The 24,684-nt window shown below is 65.3% G+C and carries 18 protein-coding genes; 5 read left to right on the top strand and 13 right to left on the bottom strand.

Annotation, left to right across the window (positions count from 1 at the left end):
* The first annotated feature begins 483 nt into the window (after nt 1-483).
* A complete protein-coding gene (locus tag OG912_RS33440) occupies nt 484-879 on the top strand; it encodes a S8 family serine peptidase (protein WP_327712548.1) in 396 nt (131 codons plus the stop codon).
* 520 nt (nt 880-1,399) lie between these two features.
* Here the strand turns inward: OG912_RS33440 and OG912_RS33435 are convergent.
* On the bottom strand, nt 1,400-1,750 hold the full coding sequence (locus OG912_RS33435) for a hypothetical protein (RefSeq protein WP_327712546.1): 351 nt from the start codon (nt 1,748-1,750) through the stop codon (nt 1,400-1,402).
* A gap of 286 nt (nt 1,751-2,036) precedes the next feature.
* Here OG912_RS33435 and OG912_RS33430 point away from each other — a divergent pair, with 286 nt between their 5' ends.
* The gene (locus tag OG912_RS33430) at nt 2,037-3,188 is read left to right on the top strand and encodes an ISAs1 family transposase (protein WP_327712544.1); all 1,152 of its coding nucleotides are present in this window, start codon (nt 2,037-2,039) and stop codon (nt 3,186-3,188) included.
* A gap of 97 nt (nt 3,189-3,285) precedes the next feature.
* On the opposite strand, the gene OG912_RS33425 is transcribed toward OG912_RS33430, so the two are convergent.
* From OG912_RS33425 to OG912_RS33380, 10 genes are all read right to left on the bottom strand, one after another.
* A complete protein-coding gene (locus OG912_RS33425) occupies nt 3,286-4,443 on the bottom strand; it encodes a hypothetical protein (RefSeq protein WP_327712543.1) in 1,158 nt (385 codons plus the stop codon).
* Between the two features lie 191 nt (nt 4,444-4,634).
* The gene (locus OG912_RS33420) at nt 4,635-5,564 is read right to left on the bottom strand and encodes a PmoA family protein (RefSeq protein ID WP_327712542.1); all 930 of its coding nucleotides are present in this window, start codon (nt 5,562-5,564) and stop codon (nt 4,635-4,637) included.
* 175 nt (nt 5,565-5,739) lie between these two features.
* A complete protein-coding gene (locus OG912_RS33415; RefSeq protein WP_327712541.1) occupies nt 5,740-6,279 on the bottom strand; it encodes a LacI family DNA-binding transcriptional regulator in 540 nt (179 codons plus the stop codon).
* Nucleotides 6,280-6,563: 284 nt separating this feature from the next.
* The gene (locus tag OG912_RS33410) at nt 6,564-7,610 is read right to left on the bottom strand and encodes a family 43 glycosylhydrolase (protein WP_327712540.1); all 1,047 of its coding nucleotides are present in this window, start codon (nt 7,608-7,610) and stop codon (nt 6,564-6,566) included.
* Between the two features lie 134 nt (nt 7,611-7,744).
* A complete protein-coding gene (locus OG912_RS33405) occupies nt 7,745-9,733 on the bottom strand; it encodes a polysaccharide lyase family protein (protein WP_327712539.1) in 1,989 nt (662 codons plus the stop codon).
* Between the two features lie 194 nt (nt 9,734-9,927).
* A complete protein-coding gene (locus OG912_RS33400) occupies nt 9,928-11,040 on the bottom strand; it encodes a Gfo/Idh/MocA family protein (RefSeq protein WP_327712538.1) in 1,113 nt (370 codons plus the stop codon).
* Entirely contained in the window at nt 11,037-11,633 is a 597-nt protein-coding gene (locus tag OG912_RS33395; RefSeq protein WP_327712537.1) for a hypothetical protein, read from the bottom strand. Before OG912_RS33395 ends, OG912_RS33400 begins: the two co-directional genes overlap by 4 nt.
* A 2-nt stretch (nt 11,634-11,635) precedes the next feature.
* Nucleotides 11,636-12,523 (bottom strand): carbohydrate ABC transporter permease, encoded by an 888-nt coding sequence (locus tag OG912_RS33390; protein WP_327712536.1) that lies wholly within the window; start codon nt 12,521-12,523, stop codon nt 11,636-11,638.
* Nucleotides 12,520-13,491, bottom strand: coding sequence for a carbohydrate ABC transporter permease (locus tag OG912_RS33385; RefSeq protein ID WP_327712535.1), 972 nt, complete (start codon nt 13,489-13,491; stop codon nt 12,520-12,522). Before OG912_RS33385 ends, OG912_RS33390 begins: the two co-directional genes overlap by 4 nt.
* A gap of 54 nt (nt 13,492-13,545) precedes the next feature.
* Nucleotides 13,546-14,811 carry an ABC transporter substrate-binding protein gene (locus OG912_RS33380; protein ID WP_327712534.1) on the bottom strand — a complete coding sequence of 422 codons (1,266 nt, stop codon included), beginning with the start codon at nt 14,809-14,811 and terminating at the stop codon, nt 13,546-13,548.
* A 263-nt stretch (nt 14,812-15,074) separates the two neighbouring features.
* On the opposite strand from OG912_RS33380, the gene OG912_RS33375 reads away from it, so the two are divergent.
* The 3 genes from OG912_RS33375 (at nt 15,075) to OG912_RS33365 (ending at nt 20,808) form a co-directional block, all read left to right on the top strand.
* Nucleotides 15,075-16,076, top strand: coding sequence for a LacI family DNA-binding transcriptional regulator (locus OG912_RS33375; protein WP_327712533.1), 1,002 nt, complete (start codon nt 15,075-15,077; stop codon nt 16,074-16,076).
* A gap of 832 nt (nt 16,077-16,908) precedes the next feature.
* Nucleotides 16,909-18,177 (top strand): ABC transporter substrate-binding protein, encoded by a 1,269-nt coding sequence (locus tag OG912_RS33370; protein ID WP_327712532.1) that lies wholly within the window; start codon nt 16,909-16,911, stop codon nt 18,175-18,177.
* A gap of 462 nt (nt 18,178-18,639) precedes the next feature.
* Nucleotides 18,640-20,808 carry a polysaccharide lyase family protein gene (locus tag OG912_RS33365; RefSeq protein WP_327712531.1) on the top strand — a complete coding sequence of 723 codons (2,169 nt, stop codon included), beginning with the start codon at nt 18,640-18,642 and terminating at the stop codon, nt 20,806-20,808.
* Nucleotides 20,809-21,059: 251 nt separating this feature from the next.
* On the opposite strand, the gene OG912_RS33360 is transcribed toward OG912_RS33365, so the two are convergent.
* The gene (locus OG912_RS33360; protein WP_327712530.1) at nt 21,060-22,199 is read right to left on the bottom strand and encodes a right-handed parallel beta-helix repeat-containing protein; all 1,140 of its coding nucleotides are present in this window, start codon (nt 22,197-22,199) and stop codon (nt 21,060-21,062) included.
* Nucleotides 22,200-22,599: 400 nt separating this feature from the next.
* A complete protein-coding gene (locus OG912_RS33355) occupies nt 22,600-24,639 on the bottom strand; it encodes a beta-galactosidase (protein ID WP_327712529.1) in 2,040 nt (679 codons plus the stop codon).
* Nucleotides 24,640-24,684: the final 45 nt, after the last annotated feature.

Below are 24,684 nucleotides of genomic sequence, written 5' to 3'. Positions count from 1 at the left end.
CAAGTCCCGTTGGGTACCTTGGCGTGCTCGGACACTGACGCGCACACGCCACGAACTCACCTATGCGCGGCGGGTGAGTTGCAAGAGTTGCGTCCCTGCCCACCCGACGCGAAGGAGTTTTCCTCACCATGCACAGACCCTTCAGACAGGGACCCCTGCCGGCCGTGGCGGTATTGGCGGCTCTACTGGCCGTAAGCCTCGCCTCTCCGGCGGGCGCTTCCTCGGACGATCTTTCGTCCGTGTCCGTCCTCAAGCCCTCGAAGGTGACGAGTTCCGCCCATACGGTGCGACTGGTGACCGGCGACCGGGTCGTGGTGACCGGCAGTGGTGCCAACCGCCAGGTGTCGTTCGCCCCCGACTCCGACAGCCCGACCGGGACCGCGTCGATCCTACGCCGGCGTCCAGTAGCGGCCGGACCTCCGCCGGGACGACCGTGATGTCCCGGCGGGGAAGACGCCGGCCAACTCCCGGCAGGTGCGGCGGTTGCCGGCCATCAAGGCCACGGCCGCGGCGGTCGATCCGGAGCAGGCGCAGAGGTTCTGGGCAGGGCTGCGGAACAAGCAGGACGGTGCCACGGCGAAGCGGCTGGCCGACGGTGTGCGGAAGGTGTGGCTCGACGGAAAGGTCACCCCCACCCTCGACAAGAGCGTGCCGCAGATCGGGGCCCCCACCGCGTGGGCCGCCGGATACGACGGCTCCGGGACCGAGTCCGGGGTGCTCGCAGGCATGGAGTGGGCCGCGCACAGTGGCGCCAAAGTCGTCAGCATGAGTCTCGGGGCGGACACCTCCACCGACGGCACCGACCCGATGAGTCAGGCCGTACCTCCACCAGCCGGGCGAACAGCGGGCGGACTGCACGCATCCCCGCTAGATACGTAACGCTGTCGCAGCGCCTCGCGCTCGTCTTCGAGTTCCGCGTCGGACGGCGGGCGGAGGCTACCGAGGCCACGCGCGATGGAGTCGAAGATGCCCATGCGTTGATGTTGTCATACTGGGGGCTACCGCCGCACCGTTGTCCGCCGATACCGCCTCGAAGGTGCGCGAGAACGCCCGGCTCGCGGCCGCCGAGATCACCGCACCGGAGGCCCCATCCACAACTCTTGACTATCGCTCGGACCACGAAGGTGAACGCAACTTATTCGCGTCGTCGCCGGTTCCCGAGGTGGACGCAAATCGCCGTAGCACCGGGCTCTCCTCGAGCCCCTATCCGGCAGCCCTGCCGGCAGGGCTGATTCAAAGTCCTGGTGATCAAGCCCGTCGGCTGGTCAGAGGGCATCCAGGAGGTCGATCCTGGGGGAAGGATCGACTCAGGTGGGGTGGAGGCCGGGCAGCGACTCAGCGGGCACATCCGCTGGGGGCTGACCCCATAATGCTTCGCAGCCCGGACCCGGTGCGGCCGTCAGTCCTCGGTCGGGGTGCCCTGGTGCTCGTGCCCGGTATCGAAGTAGTGGTCCAGATACGCTTCCTTGCCGAGGGGACTGTCGCGCAAGAGCGAGAAGACCTCGTCGCCGTCGTCCGGCCGTCCTGCCGTGGCCAGGCGATAGCACTGGGCCATCTCCAGGTAACGATGGCCGTTGTCCCCGGCATAGGTTCGTGCCTCGTCCTCGGCCCTGGCGATGGCCTGGTCCATCGAGACGGCCTGCCACAACGTCAGGCGCTCCTCGTACGGTGCGCCCTCCCAGGCATCCCACTGGAACACGCAGCGCACCGCATACCAGGACGTCTCGTCTGCCATGTCCGCGGCTGTCATGGTGATCTCCTTGAATGACACACCGCGATGGGCATGGTCGACCGGGTGCCCAAGACCTGGACAACCGACGATCCTCACCGCCGTGGCCCGTCCCTGCAAGCGAATACTTGCTGTTCAGGCGCCGTCTGCATGGTCGCGAGGCGGCAGCACCTGCCCAGGGCCCAGGTGATCATGTGAAGCTGCAGGCAAGCGGCACGTGGCCCGTTGCTGGCAGACCGCCACGAAAGCAACGGAACTCCGGTTGGCCCAGGTGACCGCCAAGTCGCCCACGCCAGCCGGAGTTTCGATGTGCCGCCAGTCTGCCACCGTCTGTCTGACCAAGACTCCGACACGCGCCGAGCGCGGGGCCGGAACGCTGATGGGGCGACTGGTCGCACTTCCCGACCCGCGTGGCCGTCGAGGCCGGCGGCACTCCCTGGTCAGTGTGCCGTTGCTGGCCGCCGCGGCGGTGCTGGCCGGGGCGTGCTCCTATGCCGCGATCGGGCAGTGGGCCGCCTCCGCTCCCCAGCACACGCTGGTCCGCCTCGGCGCCCGTACCGTCGGCCTGCTCGGCGTGCGGGTAGCACCCAGCACCGCCACGATCCGCCGCGTGATCTCGTTGGTCTGCCCCGGCGGCCTGGCCGAGCTGACCGGCGCGGATCCAGACGGTGCCTCTTCGCTGGCCGTGGACGGCAAAGCGGCGCGGGGCTCACGGCACGACCAGGAACTGGCAGCTCACCTGCTCGCGGCGGTAACCGGCAGCGGGCAGACGATCGGACAACTGCGGGTGCCGGACCGCACCAACGAGATCACCTGCTTCGCTGCACTTTTGGCCCCGTTCGACCTGCACGAGGTAACGGTGACCGCCGACGCGCTCCACACTCAGCGCGCCCACGCCAGGTTCCTGGTCGAACAGAAGCAGGCGCACTACCTGCTGGTCGTAAAGGCCAACCAGCCGGCGCTGTTCGCGGCACTGCGGTCACTGCCCTGGCCCAAAGTGAGCGCCCGCCACTACCAGCGCGGACGCGGGCACGGTCGCCGAGAGACCCGCGCGGTGCGCGCGCTCACCATCACCGACTTGGGCCTGGACTTCCCCCACGCAGTCCAAGCCGCCCGGATCACCCGCTACCGAACCGACATAAAGACAGGAAGGCTGCCCCGACAAACCGTCTACGTGCTCACCGACCTGACGCACCAGCAGGCATCACCTCAACGCATCGGGGAACTCGCCCGCGCACAGTGGACCATCGAGAACCGACTCCACTTCGTCCGCGACACCGCCTACCGCGAGGACGCCTCCAAGGTCCGCACCGGACACGGACCAGAGAACATGACCGCCCTGCGCAACCTGGCGATCAACACCCTCCGAGATCACGGCCACCACAGCATCGCCGCCGGACTCCGCCACCTCTCCTACGAGCCCTTCACCCGCCCCCTGAACCCCCTGCAGATCCCCTGACCTGCAGCGCAGAAAGATCACCAAGACTTTGAATCAACCCTGGCCCTGCCGGTACGACCGCCGGGCCCTGGAGCATGTCGAACCGGAACAGCAAAGTTCATGGCCCTACTACGGGCCAGTATCGGGCCTCCAGGTCACCGAAGAATCGGCGAATAGAGCTGAGGTCCTCACGGGATTCGAGTATCTCTCTCCCACCGAAGCGGAAGACCTCGTAGCCCTTGAGGCGTAGCTCGCGGTCCTCTGCGACCATCTCGGAGTAGAGGTCTGCAGCCACCTCCCACCTTCCCGATTCGGGGGGAACCTCTCGTGCATAGTGATGCTTTCCATCCACCTCGATCACGACGCGAACCCCACCGGGCAACAGCAGGAGGAAGTCCATTCGCTCACGGCCGAGCCGACGGGGCTTGTTCAGGACCCGTCGCTGCCGCTCCGTGAGCGGATCGAAGTGTAGATACACCTGCGGCAGCAGAGCGGGCTCCTGCAAGGCGTTGGGCCCGGCATAACGGCTGCCGAATGCGTGAAAGACATACCGTTCAGCGTCCGAGGCCAGGGACGCCTTGAGTCGCTCATACAGCGAGAGGGCCACGGCGCGATCATCTGCATCACCCATGTCGTTCCGCTCACGCCACCAGTCAACAAGCTGCCCCCATGTCATTCCAGCCTCTGTCAAGGGCCGGTCGTAGACCAGACAGTTATCTTCGTGCTCCACGATATCGATTGCCCCGTCGATGACCTGACTCATGACGATCTCGGGTTTGAACCCGGTGGAGGCGAAGATGATGTTCTTGGGCGCTCCGTCGACTCCGCGGAAACCGATACCCTCGTCCTCAGTCGCTTCCAACTCGTCCAGGGCCAGCCAAACCGGCGAGAAGAGCATGTTCAGGTATCCGCGACGTGCGGCCCAGCCGCCTTCGCCGCCCATCCCCTGGGCGCTCCAATAGCCGTGAAACCCTCGAAAGTCCCGGAAAGGCGGGTTGAACGGGATGCCAAGCCGACGAAGGATGGCCTTCAGACACCTGATCGCAGCGGCGATCTCCTCATCGTCCAGCCGTTGCCCGCTGTCGGTTCCGCAGTGCTCCAACTCCGAGTGCACCAGCGTGGACAAGCCCTCGGCTGCAGCACGGTCCAAGGTGCCTTCCAGGGGCCCCTTGCGTAGCCGCTCCACAAGTTCAATCTCGAACGCAGAGGCCGTCAATGGCTCTCCCCAGCCGCCAGTGCCGGTGCTGACCGTTCGGAAGAAGTCGCTGGCCCTCATGCGCCAAGGCTACTGCGGGGCACTGACACGCTGGCGCCACAACAACCGATAGCCCGAGGGTGCGCTACCCCTCCGCAACGGCCCGAAACCAGCCAGCCATCGGCACGGGAGGAGCCTCTTACGAGAATCTTGGAAGACCCAGAAACGAGGCCCTCTCCGCGTTCGGCCTGAGTCGGGCGTGTGCGGCAGGCTCACCATGTCAGCCCCTGCAGGTGCGTGGCCACCTGATCACGATCCCAGACACCGTCGGCGACCACGACCCGGTATCGATAGGCGAAGGAGGCACCGGGAGCCAGCTCGAACTCCTCGAAGAACGCCCATGAGAAGGCAACAGTGGGGTTTGGTTCGGAGCGTACGAACCAGTGCGAATCGTGGATCGCGCTCGCGCCATCGAGGTTCTCAGGTGCGTGCGCGAAGACGAGGGTGGAGTGCGCATCCACGTCGTCGTGTTCGGCGGTGAAGGCCAGCCATGGGCTCTGGGTGCCCATCAGTTCGGCCGTGCCGGCCGTGACGTCGTCGTCGGGACCGAACACAGTGCCGCCGGAGAAGTCGCGCGGTCCGCGCCACTGCAGGCCCGTGTAGCCGGCCATCTCGCGTCCAGCAGTGGTCGGTGACCCGAAGCGCAGGGGCTCACCGCGGGTGTTGGTCAGCCGGATCGTCCAGTCAAGGGCCCAAGATCCGGCCTTCTCGTCGACCGAGTGGACGGTGATGCCGCGCTGCTCCCTGGCCCATTCGTTGCCGCCGTTCTCAATCCAGGTCAGCGCTTCAGCGAGGTGGAAGCGTTCGCTCTCGATGTCGAGAGCGGGAAAGTCGTCATGACGCATGGATCCGATCCGCTCCGGCAGGCGCAGATAGCCCTTGCCGTGGACATAGGAGTTGCCACCCCAGAAGTTCTGTCCCGACAGATGGCTCGCGGTCATCTGAAGACCCTTGTGCCAGCGGTGGTCATTCGGGCGGTACCCCGAGACCTGATGTCCAGCGAGGGTGCGCAAGGGGTGGATGTACGGCTTGCGGGCCTCGAAGGCGTTCGCGTCCGGCGCATAGACATACCTGAGCAGCTCGACGTCGCCCGACCGGACGGTGATGTGCTCGCCACGGCTATGGGTGACCTGAATCGTCATCGCTTGGGTCTCCAGTCAGGGGCGGCCGTACACGGCCCGGTACTAGGGGTTGTTTGCAGCGAACTCGAAGGTACGGCGGGCATTTCGACCGCTGCCTGGCAGTGGCCATACGCCCCTGGGCCAGGGCCTCAAGCACATCTGCCCGACGTTCGACAGGGCGGATCGCCGATGAAGCCTACGTGCGATGGCCGCTGGCCAGGAGGTGCTGTACAGCCAGCCGTCCACCGGTGGCGTCGCCGGACGCTACGGAACACGCACGCGGGCGCCCTTGCCGTGCATCGTGATCCATCAGAACGCACGGGATGCCGGATCGCTCCAGGGCGACCATGAAGTCGGTGGAAATGTCTGTCCGCATGATCAGCACGCCTCGCACCTGATGCTCTGCCAGTAGGGCGAGGCGGCTTGCTTCTTCAGCGGTGTTCCGGGGACTTGTGCACACCATCAAAGCCAGCCCCGCCGCGCGAGCTGCCTCCTCTGCTCCGTGGACGAGGTTCATGCAGTAAGGGTTCGTGAGGTCGTGGACGAGGATGGCAATGATGCGGGAGGGCTGTCCGCGCAGCACTCGGGCATTCTCGCTGCGGACGTATCCAAGGCGCTCTATGGCCGACACCACACGGGCACGCGTAGCAGGCGCGACGATGTCCGGCCTGTTGTACACGTTGGAAACCGTACCGCTGGACACACCAGCCTCTCGGGCAACATCCGCGATGCCCACGCGTGGCTGCATCCTGCTGTACTCCCTTCTGCTCGTCGGCCTGCATCGCTCGTCTGACCTCACTGAGACGTCCGGTTGGCCAATCTCGGGTCGGGGCGGGTTCGACAAGCATCTGCCGCATTCTCACTCGGCCTGACGAAAGTCACTTGTTGGCGGCCGGCCACGAATGGGCCGGCCGCCAATCGCTGGGGCGCCATCGGGCCGGGTGAATGCCTCCTGGAACCCCGGCCCGGATCACGTCCGCTCTCAGGAGAGTTCACGATCCTGAGAGTTCACTCCTGCGGTCATGGTGTCTTGGCGTCTTCGATACGCCATTCGTCCTGCCACGCGATCACCGGAGTCTCCCCGTCGAATCGGATGGGAAGCCATACGTAGTCGGCGACTGAGGTGTCAGCATCCGGCAACTGCATGGGTGCGACACTCCTTCCGGCTGCTCTCTCGGAATAGTGCTGGTGGAAGAAGTCGTCCTGGTCCGACTCCTCCTCCGAAAGTTGCGGGAGCCATCGGTCCGCGAGGGCTATATAGAGGTCTTCCTGCGTCGGGTGCTTGAAGACCGAACTGATCTGGGACCGGTAGGAGGTGCGGGTGTCGGCCTGCGGATGGGGATTGCCGATGACGGTGTAGGGCCCGTGGTAGGTGTCCGCCACGGCGACCTCCGAGGGGTTCGGGTAGTACCACGTCGTACCGGAAGTGACGAGGTAGTGCTTACCATTCCGCCGGAAGTACGCGGGTGCCTCACGTACCAGGGGAGGGTGCGGCTGCGGGAAGTGCGTCGAGTAGTACCCGGTGACGTCCGTGAAGTCGTCGGTGAGGTCGGCGCAGATCATCTCGCTATGGACCCGCTCGAAATAGTAGTAGCCCTTGCCGTCCACCGGATCAACGACGAGATCGAAGTCGCCGGCGAACATCCCCAGCGGGCTGAATCCCGTGCGGACGACCTCGTAGGGTCCCAGCAGCGAATCGGCGATGAGGACTGTACAGAGTTGTTCCTCACCTTCCCCCATGATCTTGAGCCAGCAGACGTACTTTCCGGTTCGCGGGTTGCGAATGATGTGCGGACGGTCGATCAACTGCGACGGGTGCAGGGGCGACTCGGGGTCATCGAGGTCCGGGGGGATGATGAGTCCAAGGTCGGTCCAGTTGTAGAGATCCGTCGAGGAATAGCACCGGATCCCCCACGTCCAGACGTTGTCGCCCGGTTTCGAGTGCTCCTTGTTCTCCCCGTACCAGTAGTAGGTGCCGTCCTCGAAGAGCAAGGAGCCCGCGTGTGCGTGGATGCGGTTGCCGTTGGTGTCCAGCCAGATCTGGCCCGGGCGGATGGAGTCGTACATTCCCTACTCTTTCATTACGTTGATCGTGAACGGCATCCGCACGACAGCGGGGTTTCGTGAAGCCGATGGCCGACGCCGGGCCAGGGTGCCGGTTGCACACCTGACGCGGCGCGGTCGGGATCGGTCAGTACGGATCAGGTCCTGTCGACCTGCAGCCTGATCGCGTCGTACATGACACCGGACATGGGCTGCATCCAGTTGTCGGCCGTCGGAGCCTCGGCGGGGCTTACAGGCGTGAGGGTCAGAACGTTCTCGCCGGCCCGGATGAGGCCGGCGGGGAACGTGATGGTGGGGAGCTGACGGTGTGCTGCCCGCGCCGCGAGACGGTAGGAGCTGCCGTCTCCCCGGACTCCGGGGACGGGTGCGAAGGAGGCGATCTCCTCGCCGTTGAGAGTCACGGCCAGGGTGCTGAAAACCGAAGCGGCCAGGGAGATGTCGAGGTAGCCGGTGCCGCGCCGGTAGCGCCGGGCGTCGAACCGGATCTTCCAGGCTTCGAGCGTGCTGTCCGGATTGGTTCCTCGCCACTGCAGCTGGGCGGGGGTCCCTGGGGTCCTGACCGCAGGATGGAAGTAGTTCCAGTCGGTCGCCGGATCGTCGACGCCGACCTTGAAGTCGACTCCGTTGGGGAACTCGTACGGGTACTCGAGCCAGGTGAGGGACTTGTAGTAGCCGTTGTCGCCACCATGGATGTGGAAGTCCTGGGACGTGCGGTCCGGGTTGCCGATCTGCCAGAGGGTCTTGCCATGGCTGGTCGGCTTCCAGACGTGGTTGCCCACGTTGACGGTGGCCGCGGCCGGAACCTTGATGCCCGAGTGCCGGTACTCGCCCATGGCGCCCTTCGCGAATGCGGCGAGGGTGTATGTTCCGGGCCGAACCGCAGGGATGGCGAATCGGCCGTTCGGGGCGATCTTCGCAGCGTAGACGTATCCGCGGCCGGCGTACTGCCAGTCGTTTCCGTCGAGGGTGATCTCTTGGTACTGACGGTCGGGCTCGGGCTGGTAGAGCACGGCCCAGCCGTTGGCGACGGTGCCGAGCGAGGCGATGGACAGCTTGCCGCTGACGGTGGACCGCTCAGTGGCGGCGTAGGTGGCGTCCGTGATCCACTTGTACGGCCATTCCGCCTGCTCACGTGCGGCGGCCCGCTTGGCGTCCTTCCACAGGGCTTCGACATTCGCCCGCTCGTCTCCGACCGCAGTCCCGCTGACGTGGAGGTACGAGGGCCCGTAGACCTTCGCCCATCCCCTGGAGACCTCCACGTTCGCCGTGTAGTGGCTCGCGATCGGGTGCCAGAGCAGAATCATGCCGTCGTAGTAGTCGTGGCAGGTCAGTTCCTGACGCGTGGGACTTCCGAAGGACTCCTTGCTCGCCTGCACGAGAGAGAGTCCGACCTTGCCGTCGGAGATCATGAAGACGTGGTTGTCGCCTTCAAGGTTCGACTTGTTCTGGTACTTGGAGTAAAGGGTGCCGTCAGGGAGGACGACGGTGGAGTCCTGGAGAGTGACGGCTTCCTTGAGCTCAGCTGCGGTCGGGCGTTGCTGGACACCGCGCTCGTCATCCACGACGAACCAGCGGAAAGCCGGAGTGTCCGCGGCGTAGGCATAACGGAGTTGGGTGAGAGTGAGGCCGTCCGGCATGTCCTCGGGGTACTTGACGATCCAGTAGTTGTAGATGCCGGGCCGACCGCGTTCGATGGCCATCCGGATGTCCACGTAGAAGCCCAGGCTCGAGGGATCGTCAGCGAGCATGGATATCTCGACACGGTCGGACGTCTGCGAGACGACGCTGAAAACGGCGCCGGTGAGGGCCACGGCCTTCGGCGCGCCGGAGTAGTTGAACTCCGTGTAGCCATTGCCGTGAGCACCTGCGAACAGGTTGGTGCTGCTGTCCGCCTGAGGCCCGGCGAGCAGGCGAAGATCGGTGATCCTCGCGGTGCTCTTGACGACGGTGAACTGGATGAGGCCATTCGACAGGGTGACGGAACTGCCGTTGTCCACGAGCGTGACGTCGGGTCCGGCCACTGCCGGCGCAGGCCCTGATGCGACAGCGGCGGTGGCGTGCGGAATCGACAAGGCTGCTGCGCCCATCAGGCCGAGCACAGTGCGTCGGGCTATCGGAGAAGACATGGATGATTCCCTTCGAGCGTCATTGCTGGGTGAAGGACAGCGCTGAGAACCAGCGCCGAGGTGGGAGTTCACAGGCCAGGCGACGTTGTGAGGCGGTGAGCCGGTCCGGATCTATCAGCCGAGGCCGCCGTGGTGCCGGTTGTGCTGCACGATTCAGCGGGCAGCAGTGGCACGACCCCTTGGTGCGGCTGCGTTCAGAGCGCCCATGACTCGGCGAGCTCCGTAAACGTCGCAAGTTTCTCGGCCGACGCACGAACCGCTTGCTCCACGCCAGGGATGTGAGTCCGGGCCGTGGGTCCGTCACCTTCGCGCGTGAGCCATTGTTCGCTGATCAGCCTGGGTGCAGGGGTGGCATTGATGTGCTCGAGGACTCGTGTGAACGCGCCACACGCCTCGATGTCGCACTGGAGTCGGGCCCCGTCGTCCAGGTGCGCCAGGAGGTTCTCCAGCGGGGAGGTGCGACCGTGGTGCTCGAGCTGTCCGTCGAGCACCAGGAGGTCGCGCGTGTAGTGCAGCTCTGCTCTGCGCTGGGTGCCGTGGACGACGACGACCGGTTCCGTGGGCGTTTGCGCGGCAAGGGTGACCGCAATGGTGATCACCGTGTTGTGTCGGGTCCTCAGCCGAAGGCATGAGGTGTCATCGACCTGAATGTCGCGGACCCGCAGGAGTTCCGCGTCCAGGTCGGCCACGTCGTCCCAACCGGTGCTGCGGTCCAGGGCCAGAGCTGTGGCCACGGCGTGGGCGAAGGGGTTGGTCAGTGCGCCGTCCGCGACGGGGACACCGTCGAGCTCCCGTCGACCGGCCCAGGCGGCACGCTGGTAGTACGCAGCGTCGCGTGACCACGCGCCGTAGCAGCCGATGCCGCGGATCTCCCCGAGTTCCCCGGCGGCCATCAGCTTGGCGAGCCGGGCGTAGGCCCCGGAGCCGAGGCTCTGGAAGCCGACCTGGCAGCTCAGGCCCTTGTGCCGGGCGAGCGTCAGGACCTCGCGCCATTCGGCGGCACTCGGGGCGGGCGGCTTCTCCAGCAACAGGTGGCTGCCGGCGTTCAGCACGTGCCGGCTCAAGGGCAGGTGGGTGTGGATGGGGGTGGCGACGATGGCCAGGTCAGGTTTGGTCTCGGCGAGAAGGCGATCGAGGCGGCTATCGAAGGGCCGGTCACCGAACTGCTTGTGCGTGTCCGTGTCCAAGGGGTGCAGATCGCACAGCCCCACAAGACGAACGCGCCCCCGTGCTTCCAGCTCGGCGATCTCACGCAGGTAGGTGCCGCCGTATCCCGCCGCACCCGCGAGCACGATCGTCCTGGTCACGAGGTCGGCCTCGCTTCCACAGCAACTGCGGCCAGCACGAGAAGGCCGGGGAGGATCAATATGAACGCCGGCACCTCGAACGCCACGACCCCGATCACCACGACGGCGCCGACCAGCATGGTGCTGCCCCTCCAGTCCCGCTGAACGGACTCGATGGCACTGGCCAGAGCATCTCGCCACGCCGTCCCGGGCCGCCACTGGGCGGCACTGCGGATGGCGACGAGGACGACGAACACCAGAGCCAGGGCTGTCAGTACGCCTATCGGCCGCCCTCCGGGCAACCCGGCCGCCAGCGCCAGCAGGTCCATGCCTGCCACCGCGACCGCGGCAATGGGGGCGAGCACCACGATCGGCTGCCGCACGGACTCGATGATCAGCGCGCCGAAGCGCCGCAGGGTTGGAGTTCGCTCCGTTTCTGTCATCTCTCGCAGCAGAGTTGCGCCGGCCCCCGCCGCGGCAAGGGAGGTCACCAGGGGCAATGAGGCGATGCTGACCAGAACGCCGATGAGCAGGACCTCGGCGGGCAGTTCCACATGGCGCATCAGGCCGGTACGCCTATCGCGGCCGGCGGCCCGCGGGGCAGTCGTCTGCATGGTCAGCCCTTCAGGCCCGAGGTGGAGACGCCGTCGACGATGAAGCGCTGGAAGGCGATGAAGAAGAGCCCGATGGGAATGAGGGCTAGGACGGACATGGCGAACATCGGTCCGAATGCCGACTGGCTGGTCTGGTCTACGTACATCTGCAGGCCGAGCGGCAGCGTGAACTTCGACGGGTCGTTCAGGTAGATCAGCTGGCTGAAGAAGTCGTTCCAGGTCCAGATGAACGTAAAGATCGACGTCGTGATGATGGCCGGTCGCAGCAGCGGAAGGATCACGTACCAGAAGGTGCGGAACGGTCCGCACCCGTCGATGGTGGCACTCTCGTCCAGTTCCTTGGGAAGGCCGCGTACGAACTGCACCATCAGGAAGACAAAGAAGGCATCCGTGGCGAAGAACTTCGGCAGCACCAGCGGCCAGAACGTGTTCACCATGTCGAGCTTCTGGAAGATGATGTACTGCGGGATCAGCACGACGTGGTGCGGCAGCATGATCGTGGAGAGCATGAAGGCGAAGAGCGGTCCTCGGCCGCGGAACTGCAGCCGGCCGAACACGTATCCGGCCAGCGCGCAGGACAGGACATTGCCGATAACGGCAAGCCCGGAGACCAGCAGCGAGTTACCGAAGTACCGCCACACGCTGTAGCCGGCTACGCCGTCGAACACCTGGCTGTAGTTGGAGGCGGTGCCGTGGTCGGGGAGCAACGAGAGGTTGGAAAGCACCTCGTTGGCCGGCTTGAACGAGCTGGAGACAAGCCACAGCACGGGGTACATCAGCGCCAGGACCAGCACGATGACCGTCACGTGCCACAGCGCGCTGCGCGCTGCGGGACCCCGCGGTTTGGTGACTGAGGTGGAGGGAGCAGGAGCCGCTGTCTGGACACTCATCGGGTTCCCTCCCCGGCATAGAAGACCCACTTCCGCGAGCTGCGGAACAGCAGGACGGTAATGATGGCGATCACGACGAGCAGCACCCAGGCCATGGCAGAGGCGTAGCCCATCTCGAAGTTGTTGAAGCCGCGCTGGTACAGGTAGAGCGTGTAGAGGAGCGCCGAGTCACTGGGACCTCCGCGTCCGCTACCGATGACGAAGGCGCCGGTGAACGACTGGAACGCCTGGATGATCTCCAGAACGAGGTTGAACAGGAGCACCGGAGTGATCATGGGCAACGTGACCGAAAAGAAGCGTCGAGCCGGGCCGGCACCGTCCAGGGCCGCCGCCTCGTAGAGCTCACTGGGTACCTGCTTCAAGCCAGCCAGGAAGATCACCATCGGTGCCCCGAACTGCCAGACCGCAAGCGCGATCACGGTGAGCAGCGCGTAGCGGGGCTGGTCGACCAGGCTGCCGACGTGGATGCCGAAGATGCCCAGGAAGTGGTCGACCGCGCCGTTGGATCCGAACAGGGAACGCCAGACGAGTGCCACGCTGACACTGGCGCCCAAGAGCGACGGCGCATAGAAGGCGGAACGGTAGAACGCTGTTCCGCGTCGCGGCTTGTTGAGGAGCAGCGCGATGCCGAGTGCGACAGCGAGTTTGAGCGGCACCGATATCAGCGCGAACTTCACGGTGACCCAAACGGAGTTCCAGTAGCGGTCATCCTGGGTGAACATGCGCTCGAAGTTCCGCAGGCCGACCCACCGGGGGGTGTCGAAGAGGTTGTAGTCGGTGAAGGACAGGTAGAGCGAGGCCAGCATGGGGCCGACGGTCAGCAGCGCCGCACCGATGAGCCATGGCGAGAGGAAGACATACGCTGCTCCGCTCCGCTGTCGCCGGCGCTGGGGCGGTTGTGCTGGCACTTTGGCCGCGGAGGCCTCGGCTCGCTCTCCTACGGAACGAGCCCGTGCGATGGTTGGCATCGCGTGATCCTTTCTGCACCTCGCGGTCGCGGCGGACCGCCGGCAACGCGTGTCTTACTGTCCGAGGGACTGCTTGGCGTTCTCGACAACCTTCGCCGCGCCCGCGGAAACGCTGCTCTTTCCGAAGATCACGTCGTCGTAGATCCGCTGGAAGTCGGACTTGATGGCCGAGCTCCCACTCGGCCACAGCCAGGTATCGGAGGGGCTGAGCTTGTCCGAGACCTTGGCCTGGAAGTCACAGACCTCCTTGTCGGCACTGGCGGCCGAGGAGCATACGGTCTTCGCGACATCGGAGTTCGGAGGCGTACCGCGAGTGGCCCCGAGCGCCTTGCCCGCTTCGGGATCGTTGAGAATGAAGTCGAGCAGAAGCGCGGCCGCGTCCTTGTGGGACGACGTCTTGGCGACGCCGTAGTAGACGGGAGGCAGGGCAGCCATGCCCGATTCCGTCTTGCTGTCGCTCGGCAGTGGCGCGTATCCCAGCTTCCCCTGGTAGGTCGACACGTAGCTGGTCACGCTGGAGTCGTATGCGATCTCGGAGCTGGACTGCTTCGCCACGAGCGCCGAGTTCTGCGCCGAGCCGTCCATCTTCGTGGTGTCCTCAGCAGCAGTCACAGCCTTCTGCTTCCGCATTGAAGCAAGCATGCTCCAGTACTGCTCGAGGTCACCCTCGGTGAAGCCGAGCTTGCGGTCGCTGGTGTAGAGCTGCTTACCGTTCTGGTGCAGCCAGCTCTCGAACCAGTCGATCGCCCAGCCGAAGTCTGTGGTACCCGCCTGGCCGGTCTTGGTGTGGACCTTGGTCATGTCAGCGGCGAACTGCTTCCACGTCCAGCCGTCTTCGGGGATACTCACGCCGGCCTTGGCAAAGATGTCCTTGTCGTAGACGAAGAGCTCGGTCGTGAGCCCGGCGGGCATCGCGTACTGCTTGCCGTCGGCCTTGCCACCGGCAAGGAGGCTGGCGGGGATCTTCTCGGTCTTGAGTGACTTGCCGACGTAGGGCGTCAGGTCGGCAAGCTGGCGCTTTTGCTGGTACTCGCCGAAAGTGGGGCGGTCCAACTGCAGCAGGTCCGGCGCGGCACCGCCGGCGATCTGCGTGGTCAGCTTCTGTACGTAGGCGGGGTATCCGCTGAACTCGGTCTGGACCTTGATGTTCGGGTGTTCCTTCTCGAACATGGCCACCACCTTCTTGGTGGCTGCCGCTCGGTCCTCGTTGCCCCACCAGACGAAGCGGATGGTCTGTTTGGAGTCACTGCTGACGTCGTCCGACGACGACGAACACGCGGTGAGCGTTCCCGCCAGGGTGAAGGCGGCTACGACAAGCACGCTCCAACGGCCCCGACTGGGGGTGCGACCACTCATGGGAGTCCCTTTTGCTTTCGACGGTGTATCGGTTGAATGGACGGAGGAAGCCCTCGACCGTCTCAAGAGCCGCTTCCCGCGCCCGTGAACGTTCACGTGAACGCTCACGGTAGGCTGGCGGAGACGTTACGTCCGTGAGTCGGCAGCGTCAATAGGTGACGCGAGCGTGACGAGTTGACGAACGGCGCACCTGCATAATGAACGTCGTCCATCAGCGGGGAGAGACAGTGGCCAAACAGCGGATCACGATCGAGGACGTAGCCCAGGCGGCTGGGGTCTCACGCCAGACCGTCACACGGGCCATGAACGACATGGCGGAGATCAGGCCCGAGACCCGGCAGCGCGTACTGGAAGCGGCGGAAGCACTCGGGTATCGCCCGAGCCGGTTCGCCAGCAACCTTGCCTCACGCCAGAGGAGCCACGCGATCGGACTCGTGATCGCTTCTTTCCGCAATCCGTACTACACGGAGCTGGCCGCAGAGGTTCTGGACGTCGCCACGGCTCGCGGCTGGCAAGTGGTCGTGTGCTCGCGCGAGCAGGGCACCGATCTCGAACTGATCTCCACGCTGGCCGGGCAGGTGGATGCCATATTCGGCTACTTCGTCGCCCCTGACCAGGCCTCCCTGGCAGCCGCCGCCCGGGGGGTCCCTGTGGTGATGTTCGAGCGAACAGCCGCCGTGCCCGGGCTGCACTCGGTCGACCTCGACTTCGAGCAAGGGCTCGAAGAGCTACTGACAGAGCTCAGGAATCGCGGCGCCTCCCGCTTCGGCCTCATCGAATCCGACGCCGCAACGGGCCCCAGCCCGTATGAGCCCACACAGCGCCGACGCGCGTACGAGAAGCTTGCGGGACCCGAGTCCCTCCCCTCGATCGTCGTGGCCGAGGAGTCGATGCGCGGCGGGGCCGACGGCTTCAAGCGGTTGTGGAATTCCTCCCCCGGGCTCGACGCAGTGCTCGTGTTCAACGACCTCATGGCAATGGGAGCCGTCCACAGCGCCCACACGCTTGGCGTTTCCATCCCCGCCGACGTACGCATCGTGGGCATCGACGGACTCTCGCTCGGCAGCGTCACCACGCCCTCACTGTCCACGCTGTCCATCGACCGACTCGCCGTGGCAAAAGCAGCAGCGGACATCGTCGACACGCTCATCAAGAAGCATGATGCCGGGCCGCACGAGTCGATCGTCCGCACGGTCACTCCACGACCCCTGTGGCGCGAATCCGCCTGATTCCACCCGATCCGCCGGCTGCCGGGCTGCCGGGCTGCCGGGCTGCGCAACTCTCCGCCGATACTGACCGACGAGGCACGAGTCCTTGGCGCACATGCACGACCGGTAGGCTCCCCGGCCGCCGATCAGCCCCGGTTCAGCTGCCCGCATGGGTCCGCCCCGCCCGCTCTCCTGGCCGCCGCCTCATCGGCGACCAGGACTTCTTCAGCGTTTCAGACGGCTGCCTCCTCCGAGGAACCGTGCCTCGCCGAACTCACAGGCGAGACACCTGCTGTAGGGCGGCATCCTCGACCCCAGAGGGGCACCGTCACCACCGTCGGTTCCGCAATGACCTGGTGGCAAAGCTGACAGCCCGCGGGAGCGAACCCAACGTCGGCCACATGCACCGCCGCCCCTCATTGAGGGTTCATGCCTGATCAGGCCCCGTCGGAGGAGAGTTCTGCGACTGTGGCAAACCGGGGCCCCTGACACGGGCCCCCCTTCAGATCGCGGCGGCGTTGCGCCCGCGATGAGCCCTGTCCACACCACGATCTGCGCATGCTCAGCACATCACCGAAGCGTCCAGGTCCGCCTGCCTCGGTCAGCCGGACCTGAGCCCTTGCCGAAGGACGCAGCCGCGCCAACTCACAGCTCTGAACAAACTATTGACGCTGCAGACCCACGGACGTAACGTCTCCGCCGATCCTCCGTGAGCGTTCACGTGAGCGATCACGGATCGAGGAGAACTCGTACCTCAGCCGAGCGAGTCACTCCTACCGACCGAAGCAGACTACTGTCGAAAGCAAAAGGGACTCCCATGAGAGGTCGCACCCCCAGTCGGGGCCGTTGGAGCGTGCTTGTCGTAGCCGCCTTCACCCTGGCGGGAACGCTCACCGCGTGTTCGTCGTCGTCGGACGACGTCAGCAGTGACTCCAAACAGACCATCCGCTTCGTCTGGTGGGGCAACGAGGACCGAGCGGCAGCCACCAAGAAGGTGGTGGCCATGTTCGAGAAGGAACACCCGAACATCAAGGTCCAGACCGAGTTCAGCGGATACCCCGCCTACGTACAGAAGCTGACCACGCAGATCGCCGGCGGTGCCGCGCCGGACCTGCTGCAGTTGGACCGCCCCACTTTCGGCGAGTACCAGCAAAAGCGCCAGCTTGCCGACCTGACGCCCTACGTCGGCAAGTCACTCAAGACCGAGAAGATCCCCGCCAGCCTCCTTGCCGGTGGCAAGGCCGACGGCAAGCAGTACGCGATGCCCGCCGGGCTCACGACCGAGCTCTTCGTCTACGACAAGGACATCTTTGCCAAGGCCGGCGTGAGTATCCCCGAAGACGGCTGGACGTGGAAGCAGTTCGCCGCTGACATGACCAAGGTCCACACCAAGACCGGCCAGGCGGGGGCGTCGGACTTCGGCTGGTCGGCAGACTTGTTCGAGACATGGCTTCACCAGCAGGGCAAGGCCCTCTACACCAGCAGCACGGAGCTTGGCTTCACCAAGGACGACCTCGCCAAGTACTGGAACATGCTGGGGTCCTTGCGCCAGAAGAAGGGCATCACCTCCGCCGAGGTCACCACCAAGTCAGATGGCTCGGTTCAGAACTCCCCTCTGATCGCCAAGGAATCGGCCTCGGAGACCTCCTACGACTCCGGGGTGTCCAGCTACGTCTCCAGCTACCAGGGTGGCGAGCTCGGACTCGCGCCTCTGCCGAGCGACAGCACAACCGCGTCCGGCATGCCTGCGCTGCCGCCGGTGTACTACGGGGTCAGCAAGCAGTCCTCTCACAAGGAAGCCGCCGCACTTCTGCTGAATTTCCTTGTCAACGACGCCGAGGCCAGCAAGATCCTGGGGACGACCCGCGGCACACCGCCCAACTCCGACAACAAGAACGCTGTATGTGCTCAGGCAACCGGTCCTGACAAGCAGACATGCGACTTCCAGACGAAGGTGGCCGACCGGCTCATGCCGTCGGATTCCTGGTTCTGGCCCAGCGGTAGCGCTGCGCTCAAGTCCGACTTCCAGCGGGTCTACGACGACGTGATCTTCGGCAAGACAAGCGTGTCCGCCGGCGCGGACAAGGTCGTGGAGAACGCCGAGCAGGGTCTGGACAGGTAAGCATCGACTTCTGTGGAAATCGCGTCCGCGGCAGAACCGGATCATCCAGCTCGACAGCAGTTGGCGCAGTCGGCATGAGGCCGGTTGAGCATCGGCAAGGGCCGGCTGCACTACGAGTAGTGGCCGCATCCTAGGCATCTGGCCGAGCCTCGTTCCGCGCACCTTCCTCCCGGCGCAACCTCCTCGCCCACCTCTACATCCCTGTCTTCTCGCTCACCACGGCATCACAGCGTCCGCCACCTTCACATGGGCTGAGGACCGCCCGCACACTCTCCCCCGGGTGTCCGGTGCATCGTGCACGAGGGTGAGGAATGAGGGCCCTTCCCTGGGTGCCCTTCCCTGAGCGCCCGCAGTCGCCCAGGCACTCGCGGCGGCCGACCGGCAGGCGGTGCTCGCCGAACTCGACGGCAGGGGTGGCTGCTCTGCCCGGCAAGCAGCCAATCGAGCGTTGGCTGAACGGACATGCCCGGGCAGCGGAGCATTCGCTGCCCCTTCTCCTCAGTCACTTGGTCGACAGGCGTGCCGCCCTGCACGCAGTCGGCCGGCCTGGCACGAGCCGGCTCATGTGCCCCGTCGGGCTGTCGAGCCGAGTCCCACCTCTCAGGCAATAACGAAGTTCGAAGGGAAACAACCATGCCCAGCCCTCTCACCCGCCGCAGCGCGCTTGGTCTCATAGGCGCAGCCGCTGGAACAGCAGCCCTCTCTTTCCCTGCGGCCACCGCGTTCGCCTCCACCCCGGCAAGCTCCTCAGACGGGCCCAGCGTGACGCTCGTCGACAACGGCACCACCGCCACACTCGCCAACGGCATCATCCAGTTCACCGTCGTCAAGGCCACCGCCGAAATCACCGACCTCCGTCTCCTCGCCAGCAGCCACGGCAACAGCGACACCAACCTGCTCCCGGGCGGCCGCAGCGGCCACGGTTACACCACCATCAACTACTCCGGAGCGCCAGGCGCCGTCGGCCTGAAGAACGCCGCCTACAGCGTCATCACTGAAACGGCCGAGCGAGTCGAGATCTCCATGCTCGACAACGACCCCGCGCTGCTTGGCTTCTACCTCGACATCCGTCTGGTCCTCGAGCGCGGGCGATCGGGTCTGTACAACTACTGGATCATCAAGTACCCCGAGACCATGCCCGACGACCTCTCGTTGGGGCAGTTGCGATACGCATACTCCGCCGACGACCCGGCGTTCCGCTGGTTCGTCGTCGACGACGACCGCGGGGTCCAGCAGCGCCCGACCGCGGAAGAGCTGGAGAACGGGGTCACCCTCCAGGACTCGGTCTACGCCCTGCCGGACGGTTCCATCTACTCCAAGTACCAGAACAAGTCGAACCTCGAAGGAGACAGCAATGTCTTCATGATGTCCAACGGCCGGGTGGGTCTCTCCCTCATCCAGGCCAACAAGGACTGGTTCGGCGGCCCGACGCGGCAGGAGCTGACCACCCACGACTATTACAAGGGCATGATCCTGCTCTGGCACCCGGTCTCGAGCCACTACGGCATTGACGTTCAGCCGCCCAAGGGCTGGGAAAAGGTCTACGGCCCCTCCTACCTGCACGTCGGAGAAGTCTCGGCCGGCGACGAGAGGACCAACGTCGCCACTCTCTGGGAGGACGCCAAGCAAGCTGCTGCACAGGAGCAGAAGTCCTGGCCCTACCGGTGGATTACCGATCCCACTTACGCAGCGACCACGCGCTCCACCGTGAGCGGCCAGCTCGTGATCTCGTCCCACGGCCCCGCCGACAACGGCTGGGCGCTGCTCTACCAGCCCGAACCCGACCGCGAATGGCAGAGCGCCACGCTCGACGGCAACGACTGGCAGCACAACGGGCACGGATATGTCTACTCTGCGAAGATCGGCAGGGACGGCCGATTCACCATCCCCGCCGTCCGGCCCGGCACGTACACACTCGCTGCCTTCTCCGATGGCGTTCTCGGCGAATACCGCCGCCCTGGCATCAAGGTGCCTGCGTCCTCAACAGTCAGCACGGGCACCCATGTCTGGGCCCCCACGAGCCACGGCACCACGCTCTGGCAGATAGGCACCCCCAACCGCTCCGCCCAGGAATTCCACATCTCCGGCGGCAAGCACGGCTACAGCGACACCCTGACGTGGCTGGAGTACCCCTACGACTTCCCCGCGGGGGTCGACTTCAAGGTCGGCGTCGACGACCCGGCAACCGATTGGAACTACTTCCACCCCGCCGTCAGGACGCCGGGGACTCCCACCCAGCTGGCGTGGCGCGGCACAACAGGCGACAGCTCCCTCGAAACCTGGAAGATTCGCTTCGACTCCAACGGCTACCGCCGCGGAACCGGCTATCTCGACATCCATCTGACCGGGGCCGTCTTCGGCACACTCGCTGTGACGCTCAATGGCACAGCAATCGCCTCGTTCGATCCCGTCCCCGGTGTGAACCGCGATGCCTGCAGCTACCGACTGGCCGTCCGCGGCATGCACCGTCGGCTCCAGACCATCAGCTTCCCCGCCAACCTCATCCACCGTGGCGAAAACGTCCTGGCTCTTGCCCCCGCGGCACCGGCAGAAGCACCCACGACCGACAATTGGATGCAGCCCATGGCCGGTGTCATGTACGACACCATCCGTCTCCAGGTACACCCCTGACACTCTCTGCCAGTTCCTGCGGGTGCCCCTCGGCGCAGACGGGAGGGGCCCCCGCGCGCAGGGACCGGCCGGTGACGGTCCAGCGGGCAGCCGCTTATCCCTGACTGCAGGCCAACCGCACGCTCGAAGCCATCGCCCCCGCACCACCAAGTGACAGCGGGGACACGCAAAGACTCATGAATCGCCCTCACACGATCCAGTGCCGCGGGCCCCGGGCGGCCGGGGCCCGCGGCACTGGATCGTGTGAGGGATCAGCAGACGTCCTTCGTGGTGTTCACCAACTCGACATTCTTGATGACGGTGTTCTCAGCACACGGGCTTTCCTTGATGAATGAGTCCGTCACGGTCAGGTTCTCCAGCGTGACATCGCTGGTGTTCGCGAATTCGTCCCGCGCCGCAATCCGGATGCCTCCGGCCCCGGAAACGGTGCCGCCCTCCGCCGCGATGGTGACGTTGTAGCAGTTCTCCACCAGAATCGCGTTGTTACCGGTGTCAGCGATGTCGACACGGTCAATCACCGCTCCCCCGCTCTCGGAGACACAGAAGATGCCGCGCCCGCCTCCCCGAGCGATCACCTGATTGACGTGGATGTTGTTTTCGTAGCCGTCACCGATCCGGCCGTTCCGATTGGCCATCCGGAAGGCTGCGTATCCGGTTCCGGTGCCAACGTTCTGGGCGTCCACCGTCCCCACCTCTGCATGCGTGGTGGTGTTCAGTAGCAGACCGGCTTCACCCACGTCGCGGGCTGTCACCGTGCCGATGGTGACGCCGTCCAAGCCGGCGGTTTCGACCGCGTGGGAGCTGGCGCCCGAGACATAGACGTCGTCGATCCGGGTGTTGGTCGCGGGGGTGGTCTTGCTGCCGTTGTCGATCCGGATGCCCAGGCCACCGCTCAAGCGCATGTCGATCTGCCCCAAGGTGAGGTTGCTGACGCTGCGGAAGAACATCCCATACATCGGGGCGCCGGTGATCTTGGCATGCTGCACCTCGACGTCGGTCGTGTCCCTTGAGAAGATGGGCCCGGTATCGGTCGCGACGGCGCCGGTCGCATTGATGGTGCCGCAGACGTCCAGGACGGTGTAGCTGGGCAGCTTGAGCCGCTCCGATGCGCTGATCGTCCCGGATCCCAGAACAACCAAGCGCTCTTTGGTCGTGCGGTTCGGCGTCAGGCTGTCCAGGCCGGCGTTCATGGCAGCGAACATGTCGTCGCCCGTGTAGAGGACCGTGTCGCCGTGACGGGCCTTCCATGTGTCCCCCGCCTTCGCGACCTGGGCCTGGAACGTGCCCGCACCGCAATCCTGTGCCTGCGCCTCGGTCGGCGACTGCGACACGGCAGTTGGCTCCTCTTCTGTGCCGAAGGCGTTGCTCTGCACCGCCGCGGTCGCCGCCACGACAGCCAGTACCGTGGCACTCGCCGCCGTGATCGAACGGGTCCTACGCCGACTCCGGTGCTGAGTCCTGTTGTGTCGCATGATTCGGGTTCCTTGCAGTCGTGGAGGGATGGTGGGGTACGGGCTGTTCGTGGGGGCGTGCTGCTGCACGACCCGCACCCTGTGCGGTCAAACTCGCCCACACGCGTGGCGTTGAACTGCCCAGTCGTGGACGGTGTCGGGTGTCTGCTTCGGCCGTTGCGGCTGAAGGGTGCACAGCAGCGCTCGGCCGGGACTGGGGGCTCCGCTCGGGGGTGAACGGTCCGGCAAGGGTCGCAGCAGCATGGCGAACGAAGTCGCACATGGTCTCCAACACCTCGCTGGTACGTCCGGAGGGTCGTTTCGCCGGCGAATTGAATTGTCAGCTTGTTGCAGGTGCTGCCGGCTGGACGAGCTCGATGAGATCGGAGTCGAACGGAGCGAGCGTGAAGCCGTCTTCGCCATAGGCATGGTCGTGCAACACGCTGCGGGACGGCCCGGGGGTGGTGATCGCCTTACTTTCGCCGCCTAGGTTCACGTACAGCAGGTGCGAAGCGTCGATGGCTCGCGCCAGGACACCCTGCGGCACCATGAGGTCGGGGCGGATACCCCTCAGGTCGATCTCGGATTCGAGGACGATATCGATGAGCGCGCGCCGCGCCGGCGTGCCGACATAGATGGCGCGGCCCTTCCCGTAAGAGTTGACCGTGACCACCGGGTAGTCGCGGTCGAGTCCGACTGCGGAGGCTGCTACGCGTGCCGTACGGGGGTGGATCTCGTCGATGCGCGGGGCCTCGACGCGAAGGCGCCTGTCCCCGTAGACGATGTCCAGCTCCTCGCCCCTCAGCTTTCCGCCAGTCAGCTCGTTGAGCACATGTGGCTCCTGGTAGGACCCGAGCCTGATGCCGAACACGTCGTCGAGGTGGCCCGGCCTGGTGGTGTCGAAGACCTGTCCGGTCACATTGACGAAAGCTGAGTAGGAGGTCATGACGGCCGTTCCGCCGTCGGCGACGAAGCGCCGGATGCGCGCTGCCGATTCCTCGTCCATGAGTGCGACGCCCGGGAGGACGAGGATCTGGTATTCCAGACTGCTACGGCTCACATCGACCACGCGCTGGTCGAGATTCCGCTCGAGGACCGCATCGAAGCATGTCTGGAGCTGGACGTCGTGCTTCTCCGGCAGGGAGGCGCTCGCAAGCTGGCTCGGAAAGGAGAAGGCGAGTCCGATCTCGGCCCGTGACCGGTACGGGAAACCGCAGTCCTGGATCCTGGCGAACTCCTCGGCAAGTTGTCGGTACTCGTCGTACTTCCGGTTGGGTACGCCGTCCCAGTCCACCATCCCCTGCAGGTATTGCTCTTCTCCCCCGTGCATCGACTGCCAGGTCCAGCCGCAGACCATCTGGTTGCCCATGATCAGCGATGCGTAAGCGGACTTCCGCACCGAGCCGGGGGCCGCGGTCATGGTCGTGAACTCTGTGCACCAGAAAGGGGTGTCGGCCTCGAAGCGAATCCGGGCGATCCCAAGTAGGGCTTCGTGGAGACCTTTGTTATCGACGAGCGACGGCCCCGGGTAGAACCCCATGCCGTCGCGGTTCATCCTTCCTGAGTAGGCGATCTCCGCGTAGTCGAAGTAGCGCCCAGCCTCCGTGTAGTACCAGGAGTTTCCGGTGCGGTGCACGGCGGGCGCGTTCTCCTCGACGCGGCTGACGACGGAGAGCAGGAACTCGTTTATTTCACTGGAGACGAAGCGCCGGAAGTCCAACAGACGTTCCGGGGCGCCCTCGACCTTGCCTGATACCGGCAGTCCGACTTCGTCGAAATCGCCGATACGACGGGACCACCGTTGGCCTGCCCAGGCATGGTTGAGCTTGTCGACGGTCGAGTACCGCCCTCGCAGCCAGGAGGCGAAGCGCGAGCGAACCGTCTCCGAGTACGAGTAGGGTCCGTCACCCGGCTCGTTGTCGACGCCGAAGGCAAGCAGAGCCGGGTGGTCGGCGTAGTGACGGGTCAGTGTGTCGGCGAAGCGGAGCGCGTGTTCGCGGAACGCGGGGTCGCCGACATCCACCATGTAGCGAGTGTTGGGGTACAGACGATTGCCGCTCGAGTCCGTGATGCTGATGCTCGGGCACTTCCGGTGGAGCCAGATCGGGGCCGGCCGGACGGCGATGTCGAGAATCACCTCAATTCCCGCGTCGTGCATCAAGTCCATGACCTGGTCGAACCAGGTGAACTCGAATTGACCATCCGTGGGCTCGAAACTGTCCCAAGCCAGGTGGCCGAGGCGCACGACGGTGAGGCCGGCCTCCTTCATCAGGCGGATGTCGCGTTCCCACTGCCGTGGATCCGAATCATGCGGATGGTAGTTGGCTCCGACATACAACTTGGCGGGCGAGCACTCACCCCGCTCGACCTGATAGGTCATCAAGAAGCTCCCGTGGTTTTCGGTCCTGGAAATACGTGTCTCCCC

It is taken from the genome of Streptomyces sp. NBC_00464 (genome assembly GCF_036013915.1).
In the GTDB taxonomy this organism is placed as follows: Bacteria; Actinomycetota; Actinomycetes; order Streptomycetales; family Streptomycetaceae; genus Streptomyces.
The sequence above is the reverse complement of the archived record's forward strand: the minus strand, read 5'-3'. Positions and strand labels throughout refer to the sequence as shown.

Bases quoted from the DNA above. Each gene is read 5' to 3' on its own strand.
- OG912_RS33410 (WP_327712540.1), bottom strand. From the start codon at position 7,610: ATGTACGACTCCATCCGCCCGGGCCAGATCTGGCTGGACACCAACGGC.
- OG912_RS33430 (WP_327712544.1), top strand. From the start codon at position 2,037: ATGTGCCGCCAGTCTGCCACCGTCTGTCTGACCAAGACTCCGACACGC.
- OG912_RS33390 (WP_327712536.1), bottom strand. From the start codon at position 12,523: ATGAGTGTCCAGACAGCGGCTCCTGCTCCCTCCACCTCAGTCACCAAA.
- OG912_RS33405 (WP_327712539.1), bottom strand. From the start codon at position 9,733: ATGTCTTCTCCGATAGCCCGACGCACTGTGCTCGGCCTGATGGGCGCA.
- OG912_RS33385 (WP_327712535.1), bottom strand. From the start codon at position 13,491: ATGCCAACCATCGCACGGGCTCGTTCCGTAGGAGAGCGAGCCGAGGCC.
- OG912_RS33355 (WP_327712529.1), bottom strand. From the start codon at position 24,639: ATGACCTATCAGGTCGAGCGGGGTGAGTGCTCGCCCGCCAAGTTGTAT.
- OG912_RS33420 (WP_327712542.1), bottom strand. From the start codon at position 5,564: ATGACGATTCAGGTCACCCATAGCCGTGGCGAGCACATCACCGTCCGG.
- OG912_RS33365 (WP_327712531.1), top strand. From the start codon at position 18,640: ATGCCCGGGCAGCGGAGCATTCGCTGCCCCTTCTCCTCAGTCACTTGG.
- OG912_RS33395 (WP_327712537.1), bottom strand. From the start codon at position 11,633: ATGCAGACGACTGCCCCGCGGGCCGCCGGCCGCGATAGGCGTACCGGC.
- OG912_RS33425 (WP_327712543.1), bottom strand. From the start codon at position 4,443: ATGAGGGCCAGCGACTTCTTCCGAACGGTCAGCACCGGCACTGGCGGC.
- OG912_RS33435 (WP_327712546.1), bottom strand. From the start codon at position 1,750: ATGACAGCCGCGGACATGGCAGACGAGACGTCCTGGTATGCGGTGCGC.